The sequence below is a fragment of the Aestuariivita boseongensis genome (assembly GCF_001262635.1).
GTDB classification, from domain to species: Bacteria; Pseudomonadota; Alphaproteobacteria; order Rhodobacterales; family Rhodobacteraceae; genus Aestuariivita; species Aestuariivita boseongensis.
The window spans coordinates 13,455-33,411 of record NZ_JXYH01000030.1 but is presented as its reverse complement, the minus strand read 5'-3'; the positions used below and the strand labels follow the sequence as shown (position 1 = coordinate 33,411).

Below are 19,957 nucleotides of genomic sequence, written 5' to 3'. Positions count from 1 at the left end.
AGGGCTGATAACGCAAAGCGGGGGCGCGGGGCAAGCGCGCCGGCGTTAACCCTTTTTCAACCATGTTCAGCCATCAAAGACAGGAACAAGCGTGATACGGCTGCCATCAATGACGACTTTGCCCTCGTCCGGAAAGTTCACGGTGATGCGGCCGTTGACATTGGATTGAACCTGCCCGATGCCCCAATCGGGCTGATCGGGATGACGGACCTGCATACCGGGCGTGAAGATTGAGTTCAGATCGTCCATTTCTCTCGTGGATTGTTATGATGGATGCATTACAATTTAACGGCGACATGACGCCGAAAGCCCAGAACCTGACATCTCTCATAGGATCGCGGATCTGTCACGACCTGATCAGTCCGATCGGGGCGATCAGCAATGGTATGGAGCTTTTGAGCCTTTCGGGTGCGATGGCGGGGCCTGAACTGGCGTTGATTGAAGACAGTGTGGCCCAGGCCAACGCGCGGATCCGGTTCTTCCGTCTGGCATTCGGGATCGCCGATGCGGCCCCGGTGACCGAGGCTGAGGTGGTCGAGATCCTGCGTGGCTATGCCGGGGGGGCGCGCGTGTCGCTGGGCTTTCATGTGACCGGGGCCCAGCCGCGCAACGAGGTGCGGTTGGTGTTTCTGGCGATCCTGTGCCTTGAAACTGCCCTGCCCTTTGGCGGCAAGATCACCGTGCACCGGGAGGCCGATCACTGGCACATTTCGGGCATCTCGGACCGGGTCCAGAGTTCGACACCGGCATGGCGAGCGCTGTTATCCGGCCAACTGCCGGAGGAAATCACGCCAGGCACGGTACAGTTCGTTCTCTTGCCCGAAGGCGCGGGTGACCTGGGGCGCATGCTAACCGTGGATAAGGCGACGGACGGAATCACCATCCGTTTCTGATTGAGACAAGCGCATCAGGCGCGTGTCGTGCCGTCTCCGGTGACCAGGTATTTGAAACTGGTCAACTGTGCCGCCCCAACCGGCCCGCGCGCGTGCATTTTGCCCGTGGCGATACCGATTTCAGCGCCCATGCCGAACTCTCCCCCATCTGCGAATTGGGTGGAGGCATTGTGCATCAGAATGGCACTGTCGAGCCGTTCGAAAAAGCGGTCCCGGGCGGCGAGATCTTCGGTGAGGATACAATCGGTGTGGTTGGAGCCATAACGGCGGATATGGGCGATGGCGTCATCCACATCGGTGACCACCTTGGCCGCGATATCCATGTCGAGATATTCGCGCCCCCAATCTTCGTCAGTGGCGGGTTCGGTTCCGTCGATCAGGTTGTGTAGCCTGTTATCGGCGTGGACGCGCACACCCGCATCCATCAGCGCGCGGATCACGCCCTGACCGATGGTGGACAAGATGTCTTCGTGGATCAGCAGACATTCGGCGGCGCCGCAGATGCCCGTCCGCCGGATCTTGGCGTTCAGCACCACTTTCAGCGCCTTTTCCGGATCGGCCTCTTTGTCGATATAGATATGCACAATGCCTTCCAGATGGGCGAAGACAGGCACGCGGGCCTCGCGCTGGACCAGACCCACAAGACCCTTGCCGCCGCGGGGCACGATCACGTCGATATAGTCTGTCATCGTCAGCATTTCCGATACGGCGGCGCGGTCGCGGGTGGGGACAAGCTGAATGGCGTCTTCGGGCAGATGGGCGGCTTTGAGCCCTTCGACAAGGCAGGCATGGATCGCCCGCGAGGAATGGAAGCTTTCAGACCCGCCGCGCAGGATCACGGCGTTGCCCGCCTTGAGGCAGAGCGCGCCGGCATCAGCCGTTACGTTGGGCCGACTTTCATAGATCACGCCGATGACGCCCAAGGGTGTGCGGACACGCTGGATGTGAAGACCATTGGGCTGGTTCCATTCGGCGATGACCTCGCCCACGGGATCGGCCTGTTCGGCCACAGCGCGCAACCCGTCGACGATGGACTGAATGCGCCCCTCGTCCAGCATAAGGCGGTCCATCATCGCGTTGGACAGGCCCTTTTCAGCGCCATAGGCGAGGTCTTTTTTATTGGCCTCGATGATCGTGGCGCGCGCGGCCCAAACGGCGTCGGCTGCGGCGATGAGGGCCGCGTGTTTGCGCTCTGCCGTGGCAAAGGCCAGAGCATGGGAGGCTTCACGGGCGCGGGCGCCGATCTCGGCCATCAGGCTGGGGATGTTGTCGAGGTCTTTCATCTTTTGTCGTCCTTGGCGCGATGTGGCGTGCGCTGTGTGCCGTATTTGGAAAGAGAAGAAGATGCAGGGCTCAGAATGCCATATCATCCCGGTGGATCAAAGCGGCACGGCCTGGATAGCCCAGGATTGTCTCGATATCCGCTGATTGGCAGCCTTTGATCGCGCTGGCCTCAGATGAGGTATAACGCGTAAGCCCCTGCCCTATCTTGCGCTTTTCCGGATCAAGGATCGCAACGGCATCGCCGCGGCCGAACCGGCCGGAGACCGCGCGGATGCCTGCAGGCAGAAGGCTTTTGCCCGATTGCAAGGCGCGGGCGGCGCCAGCATCGATGGTAATTTCGCCTGCGGGTTTCATGGCGGCGATCCAGCGTTTGCGGGCCGCCTGCGGATCAAGCTGGGGGGTGAACCATGTGGCGGGCGCGCCGTTCTCCAGCGCGGACAGGGGATTGTGGGGCGATCCTTCGGTGATCGCCATGGCACAGCCTGCGGCCACGGCGGTTTTGGCGGCCATCAGTTTGGTTTTCATGCCACCTTTGGACAGGCCGGAGCCTGCGTCACCCGCCATCGCCTCGATCTCGGGCGTGATGTCATCGATGATGTCGAAACGGTGGGCTGAGGCGTCTTGCGCGGGGTTGGCGGAGTAAAAGCCATCGACATCCGACAGCAGGATCAGCTGATCGGCGCCCACGGTCACGGCGACCTGCGCGGCAAGGCGGTCATTGTCGCCATAGCGGATTTCATCGGTGGCGACGGTGTCGTTCTCGTTCACGATGGGAATAGCACCAAGAGACAAGAGCGTTTCCATCGTCGCGCGGGAATTGAGATAACGGCGGCGGTCGCGGCTGTCTTCGAGCGTGACGAGGACTTGTGCGGTCAGAAGGCCGTGGGGGGCCAGCGCCTCTTCATAGGCGCGCGCAAGGCGGATCTGGCCCACGGCGGCGGCGGCCTGGGATTGTTCCAGCGCCAGGTCGGTCTGGCTGAGGTTCAGAACGCCCCGCCCCAGCGCGATGGAGCCGGAGGAGACAAGGATCACATCCGTGCCACGCGCCTTGATGGCGGCGACGTCCTGGGCCAGGGATTTCAGCCAGTCTTCGCGCAAGGCGCCTGTCTTGCGATCGACCAGCAGGGCCGAGCCGATCTTGACCACGACGCGGCGCGCGTCGCTCAGGGTCGCCACGGTTCCGGTTCCTTGTCTGCTTTCAGGCGCAGGCGGTCTTCGGTGATCTCGGCGCGCAGAGCGCGCAGCACCTCGGTGACGCCTTCTTTGGAAACGCCGGACATCATCATCACGGGGCCGCCTGAGGCCTTTTCCAACTCGGCCCGTGCCTCGGTCCGTTCGTCATCGTCCAACGCGTCGATCTTGTTGAGCGCGGTGATGCGGGGTTTGTCGGCCAGATGGCCGCCATAAGCCTCAAGCTCGTTGATGATGGTGTGGTAATCTTCTGCGATCGTCTCCGACGTGCCATCGACCAGATGCAGCAGGACCGAGCAGCGTTCCACATGACCCAGAAAACGGTCGCCAATGCCCTTGCCCTCATGCGCGCCGGCGATCAGGCCGGGGATGTCGGCGATGACGAATTCGGCGTTGTCCACGCCCACGACGCCCAGATTGGGGTGCAGCGTGGTGAAGGGGTAATCGGCGATCTTGGGCCGCGCGTTCGATGTGGCGGCCAGGAAGGTGGATTTGCCCGCATTGGGCAGACCCAGAAGGCCCGCATCGGCAATCAGCTTCAGCCGCAGCCAGAGCGTGCGTTCCACACCGGGCTGGCCGGGATTGGCGCGTCGCGGGGCTTGGTTGGTGGAGGTTTTGAAATGCAGGTTGCCGAAACCGCCATTGCCGCCGCGGGCCAGTTCGACCTCATCGCCCACTTCGGTCAGATCGGCGATCACAGTTTCCTGATCTTCGTCCAGAATCTCGGTGCCTGCGGGCACTTTCAGGATGATATCCTCGCCATCCTTGCCGGTGCGTTGCTTGCCCATGCCGGGCTGGCCGTTCTTGGCAAAGAAATGCTGCTGATAGCGGAAGTCAATCAGCGTGTTCAACCCGTCGACCGCCACCGCGCGGACCGACCCGCCCTTGCCGCCATCGCCGCCATCGGGGCCGCCATATTCGATATATTTCTCCCGCCGGAAGCTGATGCAGCCCCCGCCGCCCGCGCCCGAGCGAATGTAAACCTTGGCGAGATCGAGAAATTTCATGGAATATGTCCTAGCGGCTGCGCGGCAGCCCGGCAATGTCAGAGTTTGCGGCTGTATGTCCAGGTCGGCACGGGTTTGTCACGCGCGACCGAAAAGCTTTCCGCATCGCCCAGATATTCAAAGCCGCAATGGGTCAGGACACGGGCCGAAGCCGGGTTGTCCTGAAAGACCGATGCGAACATGGTCTGGTTCTGCAACGGGTTGGCGTTCACCAGAGCTTCGACCGCCTCGGAGGCGAGGCCGGTGTTCCAATACGCCGGCGCCACCCAATAGCCCACTTCGGACTGATTGCGGTCCATGCGTTCAAGGCTGATCAGGCCCATCAGCTCGCCGCCCCCGGATTTGGTGGCATCCATGGCCCAGACATCTTCGTCGCGATCCTCGGCCATGGCGCGTTGGATGAACGCCTCGGTCGAACCAGGCGGCAACGGGTGCGGGATGGACGTGGTCATATGCGCGACACGCTCATCGCCCGCGTAAAGTTCGATCAGACCCTGATCGGACCGGCGCAGGGGGCGCAGGTCGAACCGTTCGGTCTCGATTGTGGGTTGATCCACGATATGTTCCAGTTTCATTGTGCTGACCCTCCTCCGATAAGCACATAGAGAACGGACACGACGGTCAGAGCCGCCAATGTCCACATCAGGTATTGTTCCTCGGGCCGTCCTGCAACCGTTCGAGCGATGCGATCACCGGCAAGTGTCCAGATGGGATGCAGGATCAGCTGGCAGCTCAGCAATACGGCCGCGACCGTTACTGTGGCCTGAAGGGTTGGGATATCGGCACCGACGAAGCCGGTGAAAGCGGCCACGATCATCGCCCAGGCCTTGGGGTTGAGCGGGTGCACGATGAGACCTGCGAAAAACCCGGGGGCGTCCGCCTCCCCTTGGTTGGCTGACAGGCGCAGGTTGGCCACGCGCCAGGCCAGCCAGATGATATAGGCGGCCGATGCCCATTTGAGAGCGACAAACACGCCCGGATAACTTTGCGCGAGCCCCATCAGGCCAAAGCCGATGGGCCAGATGATCAGCTGTTTGCCGAGGGCCACGCCCAGCACAAAAGGGAGTGCGGCCCGGAAGCCGAACCGCGCGCCGGTCGCCATAAGCGCCATATTGGCAGGCCCGGGCGTGCCGACCTGAGACGCGGCGAAGACAAACAGACTGGGAAGAGCGATGGACATGACAAATGCACTGCAAACGAAAAAGGGGACCGGCGGCTGCCGATCCCCCAAGATGTGATACCTTTTCCGGTTCGGCTTATTCAGCGGCCTCCGCCACTGGCAGGACCGAAATAAAGGTGCGGTTTTTCAGGCCCTTGTGAAACTTCACGGCGCCTTCAACAGTCGCAAAGATGGTGTGATCCTTGCCCATGCCCACGCCTTCGCCCGGCCAGAACTTGGTGCCGCGCTGACGCACGATGATGTTGCCGGGGATGGCCGACTGGCCACCATAGAGTTTCACGCCAAGGCGACGACCGACGGAGTCGCGACCGTTTCTGGATGAACCGCCTGCTTTTTTATGTGCCATTGGTGTCTCTCCTTAGCCTTTTGCCAGTTCTTTGGCCTGTTCGACCCAGCCTTCACGCTCAATCCGGCCTTTGAACGACAGTTTCTCGTCAAATTCTGCAATCTCGGCTTCGCCCCATGCGGCGATCTGCGCGAAGGTGGTCACGCCTGCGTCATGCAGTTTCTTTTCCAGCGCGGGGCCAACGCCCGACAGTTTTTTCAGATCGTCAGCGCCAGCGGGTGCTTCGGCCTTCGCCTCGGCCTTGGGCGCGGCTTCTTTCTTGGGGGCAGCTTTCTTGGCAGGCTTCGCAGCAGCCACAGCCGCAGCCGAAACCGAACCCGCGCCAATCGCGGCTTTCACACCGGATTTGTCCGCGCCGCTTGCCAGGATATCGGTGATCTTCACCAGCGTCAGTTGCTGACGGTGACCCTTGGTGCGCTTGGACGAATGCTTACGACGACGACGCACGTAATGGATCAGCTTCTCGCCTTTGATCTGGTCGATGACTTCGGCTTGCACGCCGGCGCCTTCCACCATGGGCGAGCCAACAACGGTTTTGTCACCGCCCAGCATCAGCACGTCGTTGAATTGGATTTTTTCACCGGCATCTGCAGCCAATTTTTCAACGCGCAGCGTATCGCCCGCCTGAACCTTGTACTGCTTGCCGCCTGTCTTCATGACCGCGAACATGGTCGTTTCCCTTTGCTTTCGCGTCCTGTGGTCCCCGGCTTCCCGGGCGTTTTGGCCAATGCCACCTCGAACAGCGCGCCCTGGTCTGGGCGTATGAATATGATAACCCGGCACGGGACAGGCCCTGCCGGGTGGCGGGCTTATGAGCGGAAAGCAGCGCCAAGTCAACAGGGTTTGCGGGATTTTTCCGCCCGCAGAGCGCTTTAAAGATCGCTGCCCGTCATCGCCCGCGAGGCCGCAAGACCCAACCCGAACGAGATGTCACGATACATCCTTTCAAACCCTTCAAACAGCGCCGCGTTCAGCGCCTTGCCGCCGTCTGTGCCCGAAAAGGCGATATAGGCCTCCATCGCTTCGTCACTCAGCGGCTGGTAGGCCATCAGAAGGAACCCGAACAGCCATTCCTCGGTATCGGTGCGAATCTCGGGCTCCTGCCCATAGACATCGGCCAGAATGTCCTCATCGGTCATGTTGAAAGCTCCGCCATCGGCCAGACCTCGAAAGAACTGGTATTGCGAGCTGAGCGCCCCGGCCACATTGCGTTCGATCAGATCATTGGCTTCGACAAAGCGGTCGATCTGATCCAGCCGGTCATCGCCATCCGCGCGCAGATCCGCATAGGCGGCGCGCGCGATCTGTTCGATCTCGGGGTCTGACATGGCGGCGCGGGCGGCGTTTTCGAAACTCAGGATGCTTTGCCCCTGGTCGGTGTCGAAAAAGGCAATGCTGTCGGCGATCTGCGCATCACTCATGTCGCTTTCCAGCGTGTCGGTCAGCGCGCGTGTCATCGCGCCCCGGTCATAAAGCCGGGCGATGGTTTGCGTCCAGAAGGCACCGCCGCCATTGGGCAGCATGTCGGCCTCGATCGTGTCGGCATAGACCATGCCTTCATCATGGAGGATGTCGACCACCTCACCCAGCTTCAGCACCTCGGCCAGACGCGCGGCATCGGCCCAGGCGGGCAAGGCCATGACAGCGGCAAAGGCCCCGGCCAGAACCGGGGCAGCAAGAGCGCGCAGGTTCATAGTTCCTGCCCCGGCTGCAGCTCGGCCATGCGGGTGGCCAGTACTTCAAACCGGTTGGCCATGATCTCGTATTGCACGGCATTCATCAGCACATAGACCTCTTGCATCATCGGATGCTCCAACGCCTCGGCATAGGCGACAAGATCAGCATCAGAGAAGGATTGATAGGTATAGGCCGCATTCGCCAGCCCCGATTCCTGCAGCGCCAGCCGCAGCCTGTCTTCGTCCCGCGCCAGAAGCGCGCGCAGGTCGTCGGGGTCCACGCGCAACTCAAGCACTCCCGCGGCGCTGGCGGCAATCAGGAAACGATAGCGGATTTCCTGAAAGGCCCGCGCCCCGCTTCCGGTGCTGTCGATGGCAGCGTTCATGCGTTTGATCGTCTCAAGGCGCGGATTGCCTTCCTGTACCCACTGCCCCACCAAAGCGCGGCCCTCGTCGCGCTTGGCCTCGTCATCTTCGCGCAAATGCGACGCGTTCTCGACCTCGACCAACCGCTGTCCCAGCGGGCTGGCATAAAAGTCGGCCGCATGCGTCAGAAGATCGTCGCTGAGCGTTTCTTCCAGAATATCCAGCGCCATGTCATGCATCAGCGGCACGTCAAAGACGTCCCTGCTCACACGGGTCCATTCCGATCCGAAAATGCCCGGATCAATGCCCAACATGTCCGGTGCCGCCCCTGCCGACAGCTTGATGCTTTCCAAGGCAACGTCAAATCCGGTGACATGCAGGAACGCCTCAAGCCGGTCGCGATCAGCGGCACGGGCAGGTGCAAGAGCGAAAATCAGGGCCGCAAGCGATGCCAGAAGCAAAGGCAGCGCGGGCGACAGACGGCGGGACACATCAATCATAGACATGCGGGGAAAGTGACGCTTTTCGCCGGGACAGACAATGAAAATCACGGGAAAGTCATCTTGTCGGCAAACTAGTGGAAAAGGGCCCTTGCCAGCCTGCGCCCAAGCGATTAAACGCAGCCCCCAGACCCCCGCGGAGAGGTGCCGGAGTGGTCGAACGGGGCGGTCTCGAAAACCGTTGTGGGTGCAAGCCCACCCAGGGTTCGAATCCCTGTCTCTCCGCCACTATGTTTTTTCGAGAGCGAAATGGATGTTTGTCGGCCCTGCGGACAAAGCGGCCAAATCGAGGTTGAGAGCGAACACCCTCTATCAGTGCACGTAAATAAAGACTTTTATGATCTTTTAGCCGACAACAGACTTGGCTGAGCCCCTGTTCGGCTACTCATCAGGCGGCATCGAAATGGTAGTCGTCAGATCTTCAGATCGAGGCGCGGCTTCCAAAACGGACGGAAGAGTTCAATCTTGGGGCACCGGTTCATCACAACCTTGAGGCCTGCATCTTCCGCAAGCTTTGCCGCCTTGTCGTCATATACGCCGATTTGCCCCCAAAGAACCTTTGCTCCTATTGCTATCGCTTTCTCGGCGAAGCCATAGAATTCCTCTTTGGGGCGGAAGACGTCCACCATATCAACCGGTTTGTCGATTTCTTCCAGCGAGTGATAGACCTTGAGACCCCGGATTTCCGAAACATTCGGGTTGGGATTTACCGGCAGAATATCATAGCCGATTTCGCTGAGTTGCCGCAGCACGCCATAGCTGAATTTCGTTTTGTCGGCACTGGCTCCGACCATCGCAATGGTTTTGACCGACTTCAGGATGTCGGCAAGATATTTGGGGTCATAATTGTAGATACGGTCAATATCTGCTTCGGGCATCGGTTAACCTTCCTTCGGCGTCGCAATGTCCGCCTTGAGTTCATGGGGTTTCAGCGGATCGAGAAACGGATTTCGGTAGAGCTTGTCATGGCTCTCGACCCCGATTTCCAGGGTGATGTCGGAGGTCGCACGCGCGACGCACAAGATCACATAGCCGTTGGCGATCTGCCGATTGTTCAGTGCGACCTGCCGGCGCTGGTCCACTGTCCCCGCCGTCAGTTTCGCCGCGCAGGTGATGCAGCCGCCATATTCGCAGCCATAGGGCAGATCGACGCCGTGATTGCGCAATTGCTCAAGCAGCGGGCGGCGGTCGTTCACCTCATAGATCGCGCCGCCGCGGTTGCCGAGTGTCACGGTATGCGTCGTCATAGCCAAATGTCGCTTGTGCAATCACCGCCGGGATACCGGCTTTCATGACAGCGCGAGGGGCCGTTCGGCTCTTTGCCGAAGTCGACGATGAAATCCTCGTTGATCTTCATGCCGCCGTTTTCGGGATCGCAGTCTATCATCACCATCACACCGCCCTTTTCGCGGATCTCGGGATAGAACTGGTTGTCCCAGGTCGAAAACAGCGAGGTCGTCACATAAAGCCGCCGCCCGTCCAGCGACAGCTGGAACATCTGCGGGCCACCGGCAACCTCAACCCCATTCACAACCGGAGCCTTGCCCAACAACCCACCCATGAACACCTGGCCGGTCAGTTTGGGATTATGCGGGTCGGTGATGTCGTATTGGCGCATGTCGCCGTGTAACCAGTTGTTCAGGTAAAGATACTTGTCGTCCATCGAGATCAGGATCGCCGACATCACCCCCGGCAACGGAATCGGCCATTCCGGGTGCATCTCGTTCTCGACGTCGATGATCTTTTCCCACTTCCACGTGTCATCGCTGTCCTTCCACCAGTGAATGACGTTGGTCGACAAAGCGGCCCCACAGAACCCGTGGGTGCTGTCAGGGTCGTGGTGGAACTTGACCTCCAGCGGCAACAGCCCGTCTTCGCCCAGATAGAAGCTTTCGATCGGTTCGCGCTTTTCGAAATCCCAGAAATGCAGCTCACGTCCGTATTTCAGATGGCCGACCTCTTCCAGGTCGAACCCCGGCATGAAGGTGTTGGGCGCCGCCCATTCGGAACTCACCATCACGTTGTGGCGCGGTTGGTACCAGAAATCGTAGCCGAACTTGATGTCGCCCATGGAGTTTTCCCAGCGACCGACGATGTTGAACTCTTTGTCGAGATGCAGATAGCCGCCCGGCGCCTCACCCTTGGCGTTGCCCAGGAAGGAAATGATGATTTCCGATCCCAGACAATGCACCGTATGCGGGCCGGACAGATCGGCCTTGGCCTTGATCTCGGCCCCGTCGATCACCTTGTGCAACCGCGGCGCACGCGGGTCCGTGGCTGTATCAACGATGTGAAGATTGTTGGACCGCACGCCCGGCAGGATCAGATATTTGCGCGACATCGAACTGTCGTCGTGACAGGACGAACAGGCATTCCAGCCCATGTGATGAAGTTCATCCCCGATCCCGGGCATCTCCAGCCGGTGGATAACTTGGGAATAGGTCGGGCTTGCCGGGTCCACGTCTACGGTTGCCAAGTAGTCGGGCTTCTGGATGCCAGTGCCTGTATAGATCGCAATCGTGTAAAGCAGCTTTTCCCGGGGGGCTTTGATGGCTTCTTGCGGGCTTCCATATCCCGGTCCGCAGCATGCTCCATCCATCACGTTCTCCCTCCCTTGATTCTGGTAGTTTTATCGTATATCGAAAATTCAGTTATCGTATAGTGAGAATAATGCATCTCGAGCGTCTGATCCTGATTTTGGAAGTGGTCGGCCAGAAAGGGCGCGCGACCGTGGCCGATATCTGCGCGCACACTGATCTCCCCAAACCCACTGCATATCGGTTGGTACAAGATCTTGTTTCCTCAGGCCTGCTCGAGGCTCCTGCGCGAGGAGAGTTTGTGATCGGGACAAGATTAAAAGGCATTATGGTGAGCGATCACTCGGATCGTGCCTTACTGGAATTAATTGCTCCGGTACTTGCCAGCGCCGCTACGGATTACGGTGCCGCGTTTTTCTTGTCTCGTTTGAGGGGGCACTTTGTAGAGATAATCCACGTGGCCACACCGGAGACGGGTGTGTCTTACCTTCACCCCGGCATGGGCAAGCGGCCATTGCATGCATGCTCTTGCGCGAAGGCAATTGCTGCAGTGTCGCCGGAGTTGCTGTCTCATGACGAACTAAGCGGGCAGCTCAAGCAATATACTGAGCGCACTATCACCAACCGAAAGGATCTGGCGAAAGAACTCGATGCCATTCGGGTCAAAGGGTACGCCGAATGTGTCGAGGAATTGGAAAGAGGCATAAGTTCTGTCGCAACAACACTGGCCAAAACGGGCATTGGTTCGACCCTTTCCATTGGCGCGACAGCTTCGGTTCGGGTGTTTACACCCTCAATGCGAGCCAAGATCGGCCAATTGCTCATCGAAATGTCGCATGAACTGTCATCTTCGCTAGGTTGGAGTGGTGCTGACGCCGATAGGAAATCCGCCTAGGGTGGTGTTGGCTAAAGCGGTGCCGCACGTTTTGTGCGATCAACCGGCATCGGAACTTTTGATGGCCTGAGTTCGGGGGTTACGGGCAACAAGGGAGGTTCGGTATGGAAGATGGAATGCGCGGGGGGTTCTTCGCAGTAAATGTCAAACCAGAGCACAGGCAGTCTTTTTTGAACACCAGCATCTTCGAAGCGCAAAATGTTGTCAGCGAGGAGGCGGAGGTTTTCCAATTTCACATCATGGTCGACATGACAAACCCCAATCGCTTCTACTTCTACGAAGTGTTCCGGAACGAAGCAGCTGTTCAGAACCATTGGGAATCTGAAGCTTTCAAGAACTGGCTGAACACTGTGCGAACGATGCTGGATGGTGACATCGAAATGATTGCCCGGATGCGCTCGCTTTTCCCAACGAACAAAGGCTTCGAGGCGCAAAAGCCGGGCCTGTTGCAGTGGTGAAACTGACCGGTCGTTAGAAGTTTAAGTGGCTGTAAGAAAGTGATCCGTCATCAAGCTATTGGGCTACGGGCACAAAGCGGTCATTCACGGGATATGCGTATCAATTCTTGATACCTTTATGGTCTGAGCCCCCACTTAGGACCCGGCACCAAAATCACCTCGCGGGTCTCAGGCCTTTGCGCCGGCTTGCATACGCACATCCTCTTCCTCTTCCGCTTTGCGCAGGCACAGCTTCAGCAGCGGCGGTACCGTCAAAAGCGTGAGAAACGCCGACATGGACAGGCCGCCCACAACCACCGCGCCCAGACCGCGATAAAGCTCGGACCCTTCGCCGGGGAAGATGATCAGGGGCAGCATGCCCATGACCGATGTCAGCGTGGACATGAAGATGGGGCGGATGCGGTTGCGGGTGGCTTCGATGATCGCGTCGGACGGCTCCATCCGGTCCTCACGCAGGTGGTACAGCGCCTGGTGCACGATCAGGATGGCATTGTTCACCACGATGCCCACCAGGATCACGAAGCCCAGAAGCGTCAGCATATCCAGCGGCTGCACCTGATAGGTGTTCAGAAGGGCAAGGCCCCCTACCCCACCGGCGGCGGCGACAGGCACCGAAACCATGATCACCAGCGGCAGCACAAAGCTTTCGAACAGGATCGCCATGACCAGAAAGACGATGACCAGTGCAACCACCAGGTTGATCTGGATCGCGGACCAGGTCTGGCTCAGTTGGTCGGCGGTGCCCGAGACGGTCAGGCGGATATCCTCGGGGATGCCGCGATCCTCCAGCACCTCAACAACCTCGCCCTGCAGCAGCTCCACCGCTTCTTCCAGCGCCAGCGCATCTGACGGGCGCACTTCCAGCGTGACGGTGCGCAGCCTGTCGCGATGGCGGATTTCGGTGGGCCCCGCGGTCAGCACAACGTCGGCAAGGGCCGATACCGGCACGATCTCGCCCCCCGGTGTGACAACCGGGTAATTGCCCACATCCTGCGTGCGCACCGCATCGCTGATCACCGGATCGCCTTTCAGAACCAGATTGACCCGTTCCGCCCCCACGGTGATTTCGGCCACGCGCAGCCCGTCATTGAAAGCATCGACCGTAGCGGCCAGCCCGGAACTGTCCAGGCCCGCATCGGCCAGCCGCAGCCTATCCGGGACAAGCCGCACCTCGGGCGCGCCCAGCTCAAGCCCCGGAATGGGACGGAACTGGTGCCCTTCCGAACGCGGCAGCAGGCCCGAGATGATACCGGCGGCCTGCCCGGCAACCGACAGGATCTCATCCAGATCCTGCCCCGACACATTGAGTTCAATCGCGCGCGCGCCGCCCACCCCGCGCCCGAAAAGCGACGGTTGGGTCATGAAGCCAAAGGTGCCCGGTTCGGCAAAGATCGGACGGCTCAGCACCGGGATCAGCTCGGCCGCGCGTTGGCCGTCGGTGGCGGCGGCGCCCACAAAGGAATTGCCCGGAGTGGCGACAAAGAAGAAATGCGAGATGGTGGGAACACCGTCCTCGGTCTCGGTCGCGGGGGCCGCAGACCAAAGCGGTTCGGCCACACGTTCGATCCGTTCGGCAATCGTTTGCGTCGTATCCAGGTTATAGCCGGGCGGCGGGATCAGCAGGCCGAAGACCAGGTTGCGGTTGCCTTCGGGCAGATATTCCAGCCGCGGCAGATAGGTATAGCTGGCCACCGCCGCCCCACCCGCGATCAGCGACACCAGCGTGATCCCGATCAGGCGCGACCGCACGGTGACGCGCACATAAGCCATCACCAGATACCGGAACCCATGCGCAAGGTGATCCACGCCCCACAACCGCGTGGGCGTCTGATCACCCGCCGTCAGCAACCGGCTGGACAGCGCCGGGATCACGGTGACGGCCACGACAAGCGACAGCAGAACCGACACCGAAATCGCCACCGCGATGTCACGGAACAGCTGGCCCGCCTCAAGCTGCATGATCAGGATCGGCACGAAAACCAGAACGGTCGTCAGCGCGGACACAAGGATCGCGCCCCAAACCTGTTTCGCGCCCTTGTATGCGGCCTCGCGGCGCGACAGCCCCTCTTCCCTCAGACGGAAGATGTTTTCGAGCACAACGATAGCCGCATCCACGATCATGCCCACCGCAAAGGCGATCCCGGCCAGCGAGATCACGTTCAGCGTGCGCCCGGTGATCGCCATCACCACGAAGGTCGCCACGATCGACACAGGGATGGCCAGCGACACCACCAGCGTGGCGCGCGGCGATCGCAAAAACAGCATCAGCACCAGTGCCGCCAGCGCGCCGCCGATCCAGATGTTCTGCGTGACCAGATCGATCGCCCCGTCGATATAGATCGTCTCGTCATAGACCTGCTGCAGTTTCAGCCCCTGATCGGCCACGGGGCCTGCCGACAGCTCGTCCAGAACGACGCGGATTTCCTCCATGACGTTGATCACATTGGCCCCGGCCTCGCGCACAATGTTGAAGGCAAGACCCGGCTGGCCCTTGAAGCGCAGGCGCGTGCGCGGCTCCTGATAGGCAAAACGCACATCGGCCACGTCGCCCACACGCACCCGTCCGATCCCGCCATCCGCCGCGCCCGAGCGCAGGACCACATCGCGGATCGCCTCTTCGGTGTTCAGGTTGCCTTCGGTGCGCACCACATAGCGGCGCTTGCCCTCATCCACATCACCGGCCGAGATCGAGATGTTTTCGGCCCTCAACCGCGCGACGACCTGTGGAACCGTCAGCCCGTAAAGCGACAATTGGCGTGGGTCGACCACCACCTGCAATTCGCGCGTCACGCCGCCAAAAACGTTTACGGCCGAAACGCCTTCGATCCGCTCGATCCGGTCCTTGATTACGTCCTCGACGAAATCGCCATAGGTGGGCATGGCGCGTGTATTGCCTTCGGCGGCAGTCAGGAGAACCCAGGCAATGGGGCTGTCGTCGGACCCGGAGGTGTTCAGCGACGGTTCATTGGCCTCATCCGGATATCCGCTGACGCGATCCAGCCGGTTCGACACCAACAGCAGCGATTGGCTCATATCCGTGCCGACGGCGAATTCCAGGGTGACCTCTGCCTCGCCCGTGCGGGACCGGGAGGTCATGATCTCCAGCCCCTCAAGCCCACGCAGGGCTTCTTCCTGCGGGTTCACGATCTCGCGCTCGATCTCGGAGGGGGCCGCACCGGGCCACGTGGTTTCTACCACGACGATGGGCTTGCGCACATCCGGCGCCAGCTGGATCGGGATGCGCGACAAGGCAATCGCCCCGAACAGGATCGCCATTGCCACCAGCGCCACCACAGCCACGGGGCGGTCAATCGCGTAACGGATCACATCCATCAGTTGGTTTCCGCCAGATTGGGGGTGATGTCCTGCCCCGGGCGTAGCCGTTCATTGCCGCGCACGACAACCAGATCGCCTTCGGCCAGACCACCTGTCACCTCGTACCGGTCCCCCACGGGCAAGCCCAGCGTCACGTTGCGCGGTTGCGCCTTGCCATCTTCGGCCACGAACACAGTCCAGCCTCCGCGCGCCTGCACCAGCGCGTCCTTCGGCACCGACAGCAGGTTGCGCGGCGCGCCCACGGGGATTTGCACGGTAACCGACTGCCCCTCGGCGATCGAGCTGAGGTCCCCAAGCGCGGGCGCGGAAAACAGCACTTTGCGCGTCCGCGTCGAGGCCTCTTCCACCGGCAAAACGGCGCGCAATCGCAACGTCAGGTCTTCGCCGGCTTCGGTTTGCGCCACCATCTCCTGCCCCGGTTGCAGCGTCGCGATATACCGGGCAGGCACGCTGGCCTGAACTTCGAACGCATCGGTATCCAGCAGCCGAACCACGGCGGTGCCTGCCGCGATGAACTGACCGGGGATCACATTGACGTCGATCACCACGCCGGAGAACGGGGCCGTGACCACACTGCGTTCCAGCTGATACCGCGCTTCGGCCATGCGCGCCTCCACGCTTTTCACGCGGGCCTGCGCTTCGGCCATTTGCGACTGCGCTTCCAGCACATCCGATTGCGCGTCATCAAAGCGGCCCTGGCTGAAGGTGGCGGAATCGCGCAGTGCCTCGATCCGGGCAAAGGTGGTTTCGGCCCGGTCCAGGCGCACCTCAGCCGTCGCAATGCTGGCCTGGGCGACGGCCAGTTCGGCCTCCGACTGGGCCAGTTGGATGCGCAAGAGCTCATCATCCAGATCGATCAGCGGATCGCCCATGGCCACGGTTGAGCCATCCAGCACATGCACGGTTTCCACCGTGCCCGCCACGCGGCTGGCGACCGTCCCGTCGCGTGAGGTCTTGATTTCCGCAAAAACCGGCACGGTTTCCGACAAAAGCCGCGTTTCCACCGGCTGAACGGTGACAGCGGTGGCGCGCCCCTGGGCGGACAGAGCCACAGGGATGGCAAGGGCGGTGACAAGAGAGGCAAGCAAGAGGCGCATGGGCAGGAACTTTCTGGACTATCTGGGCAGATAGCACATCGCGGGATAGATCAACCCTGCTGCCATATCAGAATGCCGTGAACGGGTCACGAGGGGTCATCGCGGCCCGGTTCATCCGGGTCCGAAGAAAACAGGGCGATCTTGTTGCCCTGCGGATCGCGCAGATATCCGACATAGAACTGCGGCCCGTATGAGGCGCGAAAGCCCGGTGGGCCCTCATCCGATCCGCCTGCGGCAAGGGCCGCGGCGTGAAGCGTGCGCACCTGCTGTTGGTTTTGCGCCTGAAACGCGACCATTGTACCGTTGCCGGCTGAGGCCAGAGCACCGTCAAAGGGTCTTTTCACATAGAAATCCGGTGACAGTCGCGACTGCCCCGGCTCAACCGGGGGAACAAAGCTCAGATCGCCGTGATACCGCTCCATCCTGTATCCCAGCGCGGGCAGGAACGCGGCATAGAACCGTTCCGCCTTTGCGATGTCGTCCACACCGACCGTGACGTAAGCTATCATCTGGCGCGCTCCATGTGTCCGCGTGTCCCATTTGCGCAGAGAATGCACGCAAGCCGCTCAATTACCAGCCTTTTGCAGCGCGGGCCCGGCTGGCAATGACCGATCTGGAAAAGAAAAAGGCCGGAGTGTGACCCCGGCCTCTCCCTACACGCTTTTGCGGCCTTACGCCCGGCGGCGACGCCCGCCTGTGCGTCCTGCACGCCCCCGGCCCTCTTGACCGGCTTTGGGCGCGACCTTGTTGAAGTTGATCCAGGCAGCGCCGCCTTCGTCATTGTTGGTCAGGAAATTGGCGGCGCGGATCGCCTCCATCTCCTTGCCTGGCTTGGGTTTGGTCGAGCCCAACCCGAACATCTGGCAGAACGTTTCGTCATCCATATCCGCGGGCAGGATGATACCGGCGGCTTCAACTTCGGCTTTCTTTTCTGCAATCTTCTTGGGGCCAACAGGCAATGCCACCGGGTTCATGATGGCCGAGGTCATGCCGGTCGCCATCGCCATGGGCAGAAACGCGTTGTTGATGCCGTGACGGTTCGGCAGCCCAAACGAAATGTTAGAGGCGCCGCAAGTGGTGTTCACGCCCAGTTCGTCCCGCAAGCGGCGCACCAGGGTGAAAACCTGCAAACCCGCCGTTCCCATCGCGCCGATTGGCATGACCAGCGGGTCAACGACGATGTCATGCGCAGGAATGCCATAATCGGCGGCGCGTTCCACGATCTTCTTGGCCACGGCAAAGCGCACATCCGGATCTTCCGAAATGCCGGTATCGTCGTTCGAGATCGCCACGACCGGCACGTTGTATTTCTTCACCAGCGGCAGGACGAGTTCCAGACGCTCTTCCTCTCCCGTTACCGAGTTCAGAAGCGGACGCCCCTCCGCCGCCGCCAGACCGTTTTCCAGCGCGCCGGGAACCGAGCTGTCGATGCACAAGGGCGTGTCGGTCACGGCCTGCACGACCTCTACCAGCTGTTTCATCAACGTAGGTTCGACAAAGTTGTTGTCGGCGTAACGCGGATCTTCGGCCATTTTGTTGGAAAACACCGCGCCCGAGTTGATGTCGAGCACGGTTGCCCCGGCTGCGGCCTGAGCGATCGCGTCCGCTTCGACGCGGGAGAAATCGCCGCGCTCAAGCTCTTCGTTCAGGATCTTGCGGCCCGTGGGGTTGATCCGCTCGCCAATCACGCAGAACGGCTGGTCAAAGCCGATAATGGCGGTCTTGGTTTTGCTTTCGATGACGGTGCGGGTCATGTGATCTGCCTTTTGCTTAAGCGTTTGCAGGGCGGGTCGAAGCGCCGCCGTTTTCGATGGCCCAGTTGGCATTGGTCTTGATGCCGCCAAGCGGGAAGAAGTGCACATTGGTGATGTTGAAATCAGGGTTTGCGGCCGTGTGCGCGGCCAGCTCGCCAATCACCTCGGTCGGCTCAAACGGCAACAGCAGTTTCGACACGTCCTTGGCGCGCTTTTGCAAGACTTTCAGCGACGGGCCAACACCACAGGCGATGGCGAACTTGATCAGCGTCTGCAGCTTCGCGGGGCCCGCGATGCCGATATGGATGGGCAGGTCGATGCCAGCCGCTTTCAGATCGTCGGCCCATTTGATGATAGGCGCGGCCTCGAACGCGAATTGTGTGGCAATCGCCATTTCTGCATCGGTGCGGGTCGAGAAATCCTGTTTCCATTGAAGCGCTTCCGAGACGTTCTTCATCCCGCCCTGCGGGTCGATATCCTTGTTGCCTTCGGGGTGGCCTGCCACGTGCAGACGCTTGAAGCCCGCCTTGTCGAAAAGCCCGGTTTCCATCAGCTGCATGGAGCAATGGAAATCGCCATGCGGCTCGGCCACGCCACCTGCCAGCAGCAGCGCTTGCTCAACGCCCGCCTCGCCCTGATACATGGCGATCCAGTTTTCCAGCGTCTTGGCATCCTTGATGATGCGCGCCGGGAAATGCGGCATCACCGGGTAACCGTCAGCCGCCAAACGTTTGGCGGTGGCCACCATGTCTTCGATGGGCGTGCCTTCGATATGGGCGATATAGACGCGGGTGCCTTCGGGCAGCAGGTCGCGGAAGTTTTCGACCTTTTCGGCGGTGCGCGGCATCACCTCGATGGAATAGCCTTGCAGGAAGGCCTCGACATCCGGGTTGACCGGGGTTGCCGCTGGCGCCTCACGCCGTTTGAAATTCAACAAAGCCATCGCGGCCTCCCATAGATTGCGTGGGCGATTGCCCATTTACGCGTTTGCCCAGCCGCCATTGGCGATCAGCGCCTTGATCCTGTCGGCGTCGTATTCCGCTTCCAGCCGGGCCGCTTCGGCCTCGGCCACGTCACCGGGTTCACCCTCCACGGCATAAGGCTCGGCCTTGCGCCATTCGGCCAGGTAATCGTCCGTTTCCGCCGCGCCTGTTTTCATCGCGGCACGGTCGATCGCCTGCTCAAACCGTTCGGCCAGCTGTTTTTTAGCCCCACGCCGCCCCTTGCCAACAATCACCTGGGCAGGGATGTCGCGCCAATACACAACGGTGACGTCAGGCATGGATGATTCTCCCGGTTTCGATACGCCCTCTCTAAGGCAGCCGCGGGCTTTGCCAGTGCCGGTTTTCGACAGGTGACACGCAATCCGCGACGTCAAGCTAAGCGCTGAGCGACCACATGGCCATGGGGCCCCGTCCCAGAAATTCTCATGAAAGA

General features: G+C 60.8%; 22 protein-coding genes and 1 tRNA gene. 4 read left to right on the top strand and 19 right to left on the bottom strand.

Annotation, left to right across the window (positions count from 1 at the left end; translation table 11 throughout):
- Positions 1 to 66: 66 nt before the first annotated feature.
- Positions 67 to 249: a DUF3553 domain-containing protein gene (locus TR61_RS12455; RefSeq protein WP_050930403.1), complete on the bottom strand. Its 183-nt coding sequence runs from the start codon at positions 247 to 249 to the stop codon at positions 67 to 69.
- Positions 250 to 296: 47 nt separating this feature from the next.
- Here TR61_RS12455 and TR61_RS12450 point away from each other — a divergent pair, with 47 nt between their 5' ends.
- Complete coding sequence (locus tag TR61_RS12450) at positions 297 to 893, top strand: histidine phosphotransferase family protein (protein WP_050930402.1); 597 nt, start codon at positions 297 to 299, stop codon at positions 891 to 893.
- Between the two features lie 14 nt (positions 894 to 907).
- Here TR61_RS12450 and TR61_RS12445 read toward each other — a convergent pair whose 3' ends face one another.
- The 9 genes from TR61_RS12445 to TR61_RS12405 all read right to left on the bottom strand — a co-directional run bounded on the left by TR61_RS12445 (position 908) and on the right by TR61_RS12405 (position 8,443).
- The gene (locus TR61_RS12445) at positions 908 to 2,176 is read right to left on the bottom strand and encodes a glutamate-5-semialdehyde dehydrogenase (RefSeq protein ID WP_050930401.1); all 1,269 of its coding nucleotides are present in this window, start codon (positions 2,174 to 2,176) and stop codon (positions 908 to 910) included.
- A gap of 70 nt (positions 2,177 to 2,246) precedes the next feature.
- A complete protein-coding gene (gene proB, locus TR61_RS12440; RefSeq protein ID WP_050930400.1) occupies positions 2,247 to 3,353 on the bottom strand; it encodes a glutamate 5-kinase in 1,107 nt (368 codons plus the stop codon).
- Positions 3,341 to 4,375: a GTPase ObgE gene (obgE, locus tag TR61_RS12435; RefSeq protein WP_050930399.1), complete on the bottom strand. Its 1,035-nt coding sequence runs from the start codon at positions 4,373 to 4,375 to the stop codon at positions 3,341 to 3,343. Before obgE ends, proB begins: the two co-directional genes overlap by 13 nt.
- Before the next feature lie 38 nt (positions 4,376 to 4,413).
- Complete coding sequence (locus TR61_RS12430) at positions 4,414 to 4,950, bottom strand: GNAT family N-acetyltransferase (RefSeq protein WP_050930398.1); 537 nt, start codon at positions 4,948 to 4,950, stop codon at positions 4,414 to 4,416.
- Positions 4,947 to 5,555, bottom strand: coding sequence for a LysE family translocator (locus tag TR61_RS12425; RefSeq protein WP_050930415.1), 609 nt, complete (start codon positions 5,553 to 5,555; stop codon positions 4,947 to 4,949). Before TR61_RS12425 ends, TR61_RS12430 begins: the two co-directional genes overlap by 4 nt.
- A 76-nt stretch (positions 5,556 to 5,631) precedes the next feature.
- Complete coding sequence (gene rpmA / locus TR61_RS12420) at positions 5,632 to 5,901, bottom strand: 50S ribosomal protein L27 (RefSeq protein ID WP_050930397.1); 270 nt, start codon at positions 5,899 to 5,901, stop codon at positions 5,632 to 5,634.
- Positions 5,902 to 5,913: 12 nt separating this feature from the next.
- Complete coding sequence (locus TR61_RS12415; RefSeq protein ID WP_050930396.1) at positions 5,914 to 6,570, bottom strand: 50S ribosomal protein L21; 657 nt, start codon at positions 6,568 to 6,570, stop codon at positions 5,914 to 5,916.
- Positions 6,571 to 6,773: 203 nt separating this feature from the next.
- Positions 6,774 to 7,595, bottom strand: a complete 822-nt coding sequence (locus TR61_RS12410) for a DUF2059 domain-containing protein (RefSeq protein WP_050930395.1) — start codon at positions 7,593 to 7,595, stop codon at positions 6,774 to 6,776.
- Positions 7,592 to 8,443, bottom strand: a complete 852-nt coding sequence (locus tag TR61_RS12405) for a DUF2059 domain-containing protein (protein WP_050930414.1) — start codon at positions 8,441 to 8,443, stop codon at positions 7,592 to 7,594. The genes TR61_RS12410 and TR61_RS12405 overlap by 4 nt, the downstream gene beginning before the upstream one ends.
- A gap of 138 nt (positions 8,444 to 8,581) precedes the next feature.
- On the opposite strand from TR61_RS12405, the gene TR61_RS12400 reads away from it, so the two are divergent.
- Positions 8,582 to 8,671: transfer RNA gene (locus TR61_RS12400), tRNA-Ser, on the top strand.
- Between the two features lie 185 nt (positions 8,672 to 8,856).
- Here TR61_RS12400 and TR61_RS12395 read toward each other — a convergent pair.
- Genes TR61_RS12395 through TR61_RS12385 form a run of 3 tightly spaced genes read right to left on the bottom strand, consistent with a single transcriptional unit; the run spans position 8,857 to position 11,042 of the window.
- Positions 8,857 to 9,321, bottom strand: a complete 465-nt coding sequence (locus tag TR61_RS12395; RefSeq protein WP_050930394.1) for a CoA-binding protein — start codon at positions 9,319 to 9,321, stop codon at positions 8,857 to 8,859.
- A gap of 3 nt (positions 9,322 to 9,324) precedes the next feature.
- Entirely contained in the window at positions 9,325 to 9,690 is a 366-nt protein-coding gene (locus tag TR61_RS12390) for a 2Fe-2S iron-sulfur cluster-binding protein (protein WP_050930393.1), read from the bottom strand.
- Positions 9,687 to 11,042 carry a selenium-binding family protein gene (locus tag TR61_RS12385; RefSeq protein ID WP_172676974.1) on the bottom strand — a complete coding sequence of 452 codons (1,356 nt, stop codon included), beginning with the start codon at positions 11,040 to 11,042 and terminating at the stop codon, positions 9,687 to 9,689. Before TR61_RS12385 ends, TR61_RS12390 begins: the two co-directional genes overlap by 4 nt.
- A gap of 71 nt (positions 11,043 to 11,113) precedes the next feature.
- On the opposite strand from TR61_RS12385, the gene TR61_RS12380 reads away from it, so the two are divergent.
- Both TR61_RS12380 and TR61_RS12375 read left to right on the top strand, forming a co-directional pair.
- Positions 11,114 to 11,875, top strand: a complete 762-nt coding sequence (locus TR61_RS12380) for an IclR family transcriptional regulator (RefSeq protein WP_050930391.1) — start codon at positions 11,114 to 11,116, stop codon at positions 11,873 to 11,875.
- A 104-nt stretch (positions 11,876 to 11,979) separates the two neighbouring features.
- Positions 11,980 to 12,333, top strand: coding sequence for a putative quinol monooxygenase (locus tag TR61_RS12375; protein WP_050930390.1), 354 nt, complete (start codon positions 11,980 to 11,982; stop codon positions 12,331 to 12,333).
- 168 nt (positions 12,334 to 12,501) lie between these two features.
- Here TR61_RS12375 and TR61_RS12370 read toward each other — a convergent pair whose 3' ends face one another.
- The 6 genes from TR61_RS12370 to TR61_RS12345 all read right to left on the bottom strand — a co-directional run bounded on the left by TR61_RS12370 (position 12,502) and on the right by TR61_RS12345 (position 19,802).
- Positions 12,502 to 15,666, bottom strand: a complete 3,165-nt coding sequence (locus TR61_RS12370) for an efflux RND transporter permease subunit (RefSeq protein WP_050930389.1) — start codon at positions 15,664 to 15,666, stop codon at positions 12,502 to 12,504.
- On the bottom strand, positions 15,666 to 16,766 hold the full coding sequence (locus TR61_RS12365; RefSeq protein ID WP_050930388.1) for an efflux RND transporter periplasmic adaptor subunit: 1,101 nt from the start codon (positions 16,764 to 16,766) through the stop codon (positions 15,666 to 15,668). Before TR61_RS12365 ends, TR61_RS12370 begins: the two co-directional genes overlap by 1 nt.
- Positions 16,767 to 16,852: 86 nt before the next feature.
- Entirely contained in the window at positions 16,853 to 17,275 is a 423-nt protein-coding gene (locus TR61_RS12360; protein WP_050930413.1) for a VOC family protein, read from the bottom strand.
- 162 nt (positions 17,276 to 17,437) lie between these two features.
- A complete protein-coding gene (locus TR61_RS12355) occupies positions 17,438 to 18,520 on the bottom strand; it encodes a dihydropteroate synthase (RefSeq protein WP_050930387.1) in 1,083 nt (360 codons plus the stop codon).
- A gap of 16 nt (positions 18,521 to 18,536) precedes the next feature.
- Complete coding sequence (locus tag TR61_RS12350) at positions 18,537 to 19,463, bottom strand: methylenetetrahydrofolate reductase (RefSeq protein ID WP_050930412.1); 927 nt, start codon at positions 19,461 to 19,463, stop codon at positions 18,537 to 18,539.
- A 36-nt stretch (positions 19,464 to 19,499) separates the two neighbouring features.
- Entirely contained in the window at positions 19,500 to 19,802 is a 303-nt protein-coding gene (locus TR61_RS12345) for a virulence factor (RefSeq protein ID WP_050930386.1), read from the bottom strand.
- Positions 19,803 to 19,957: the final 155 nt, after the last annotated feature.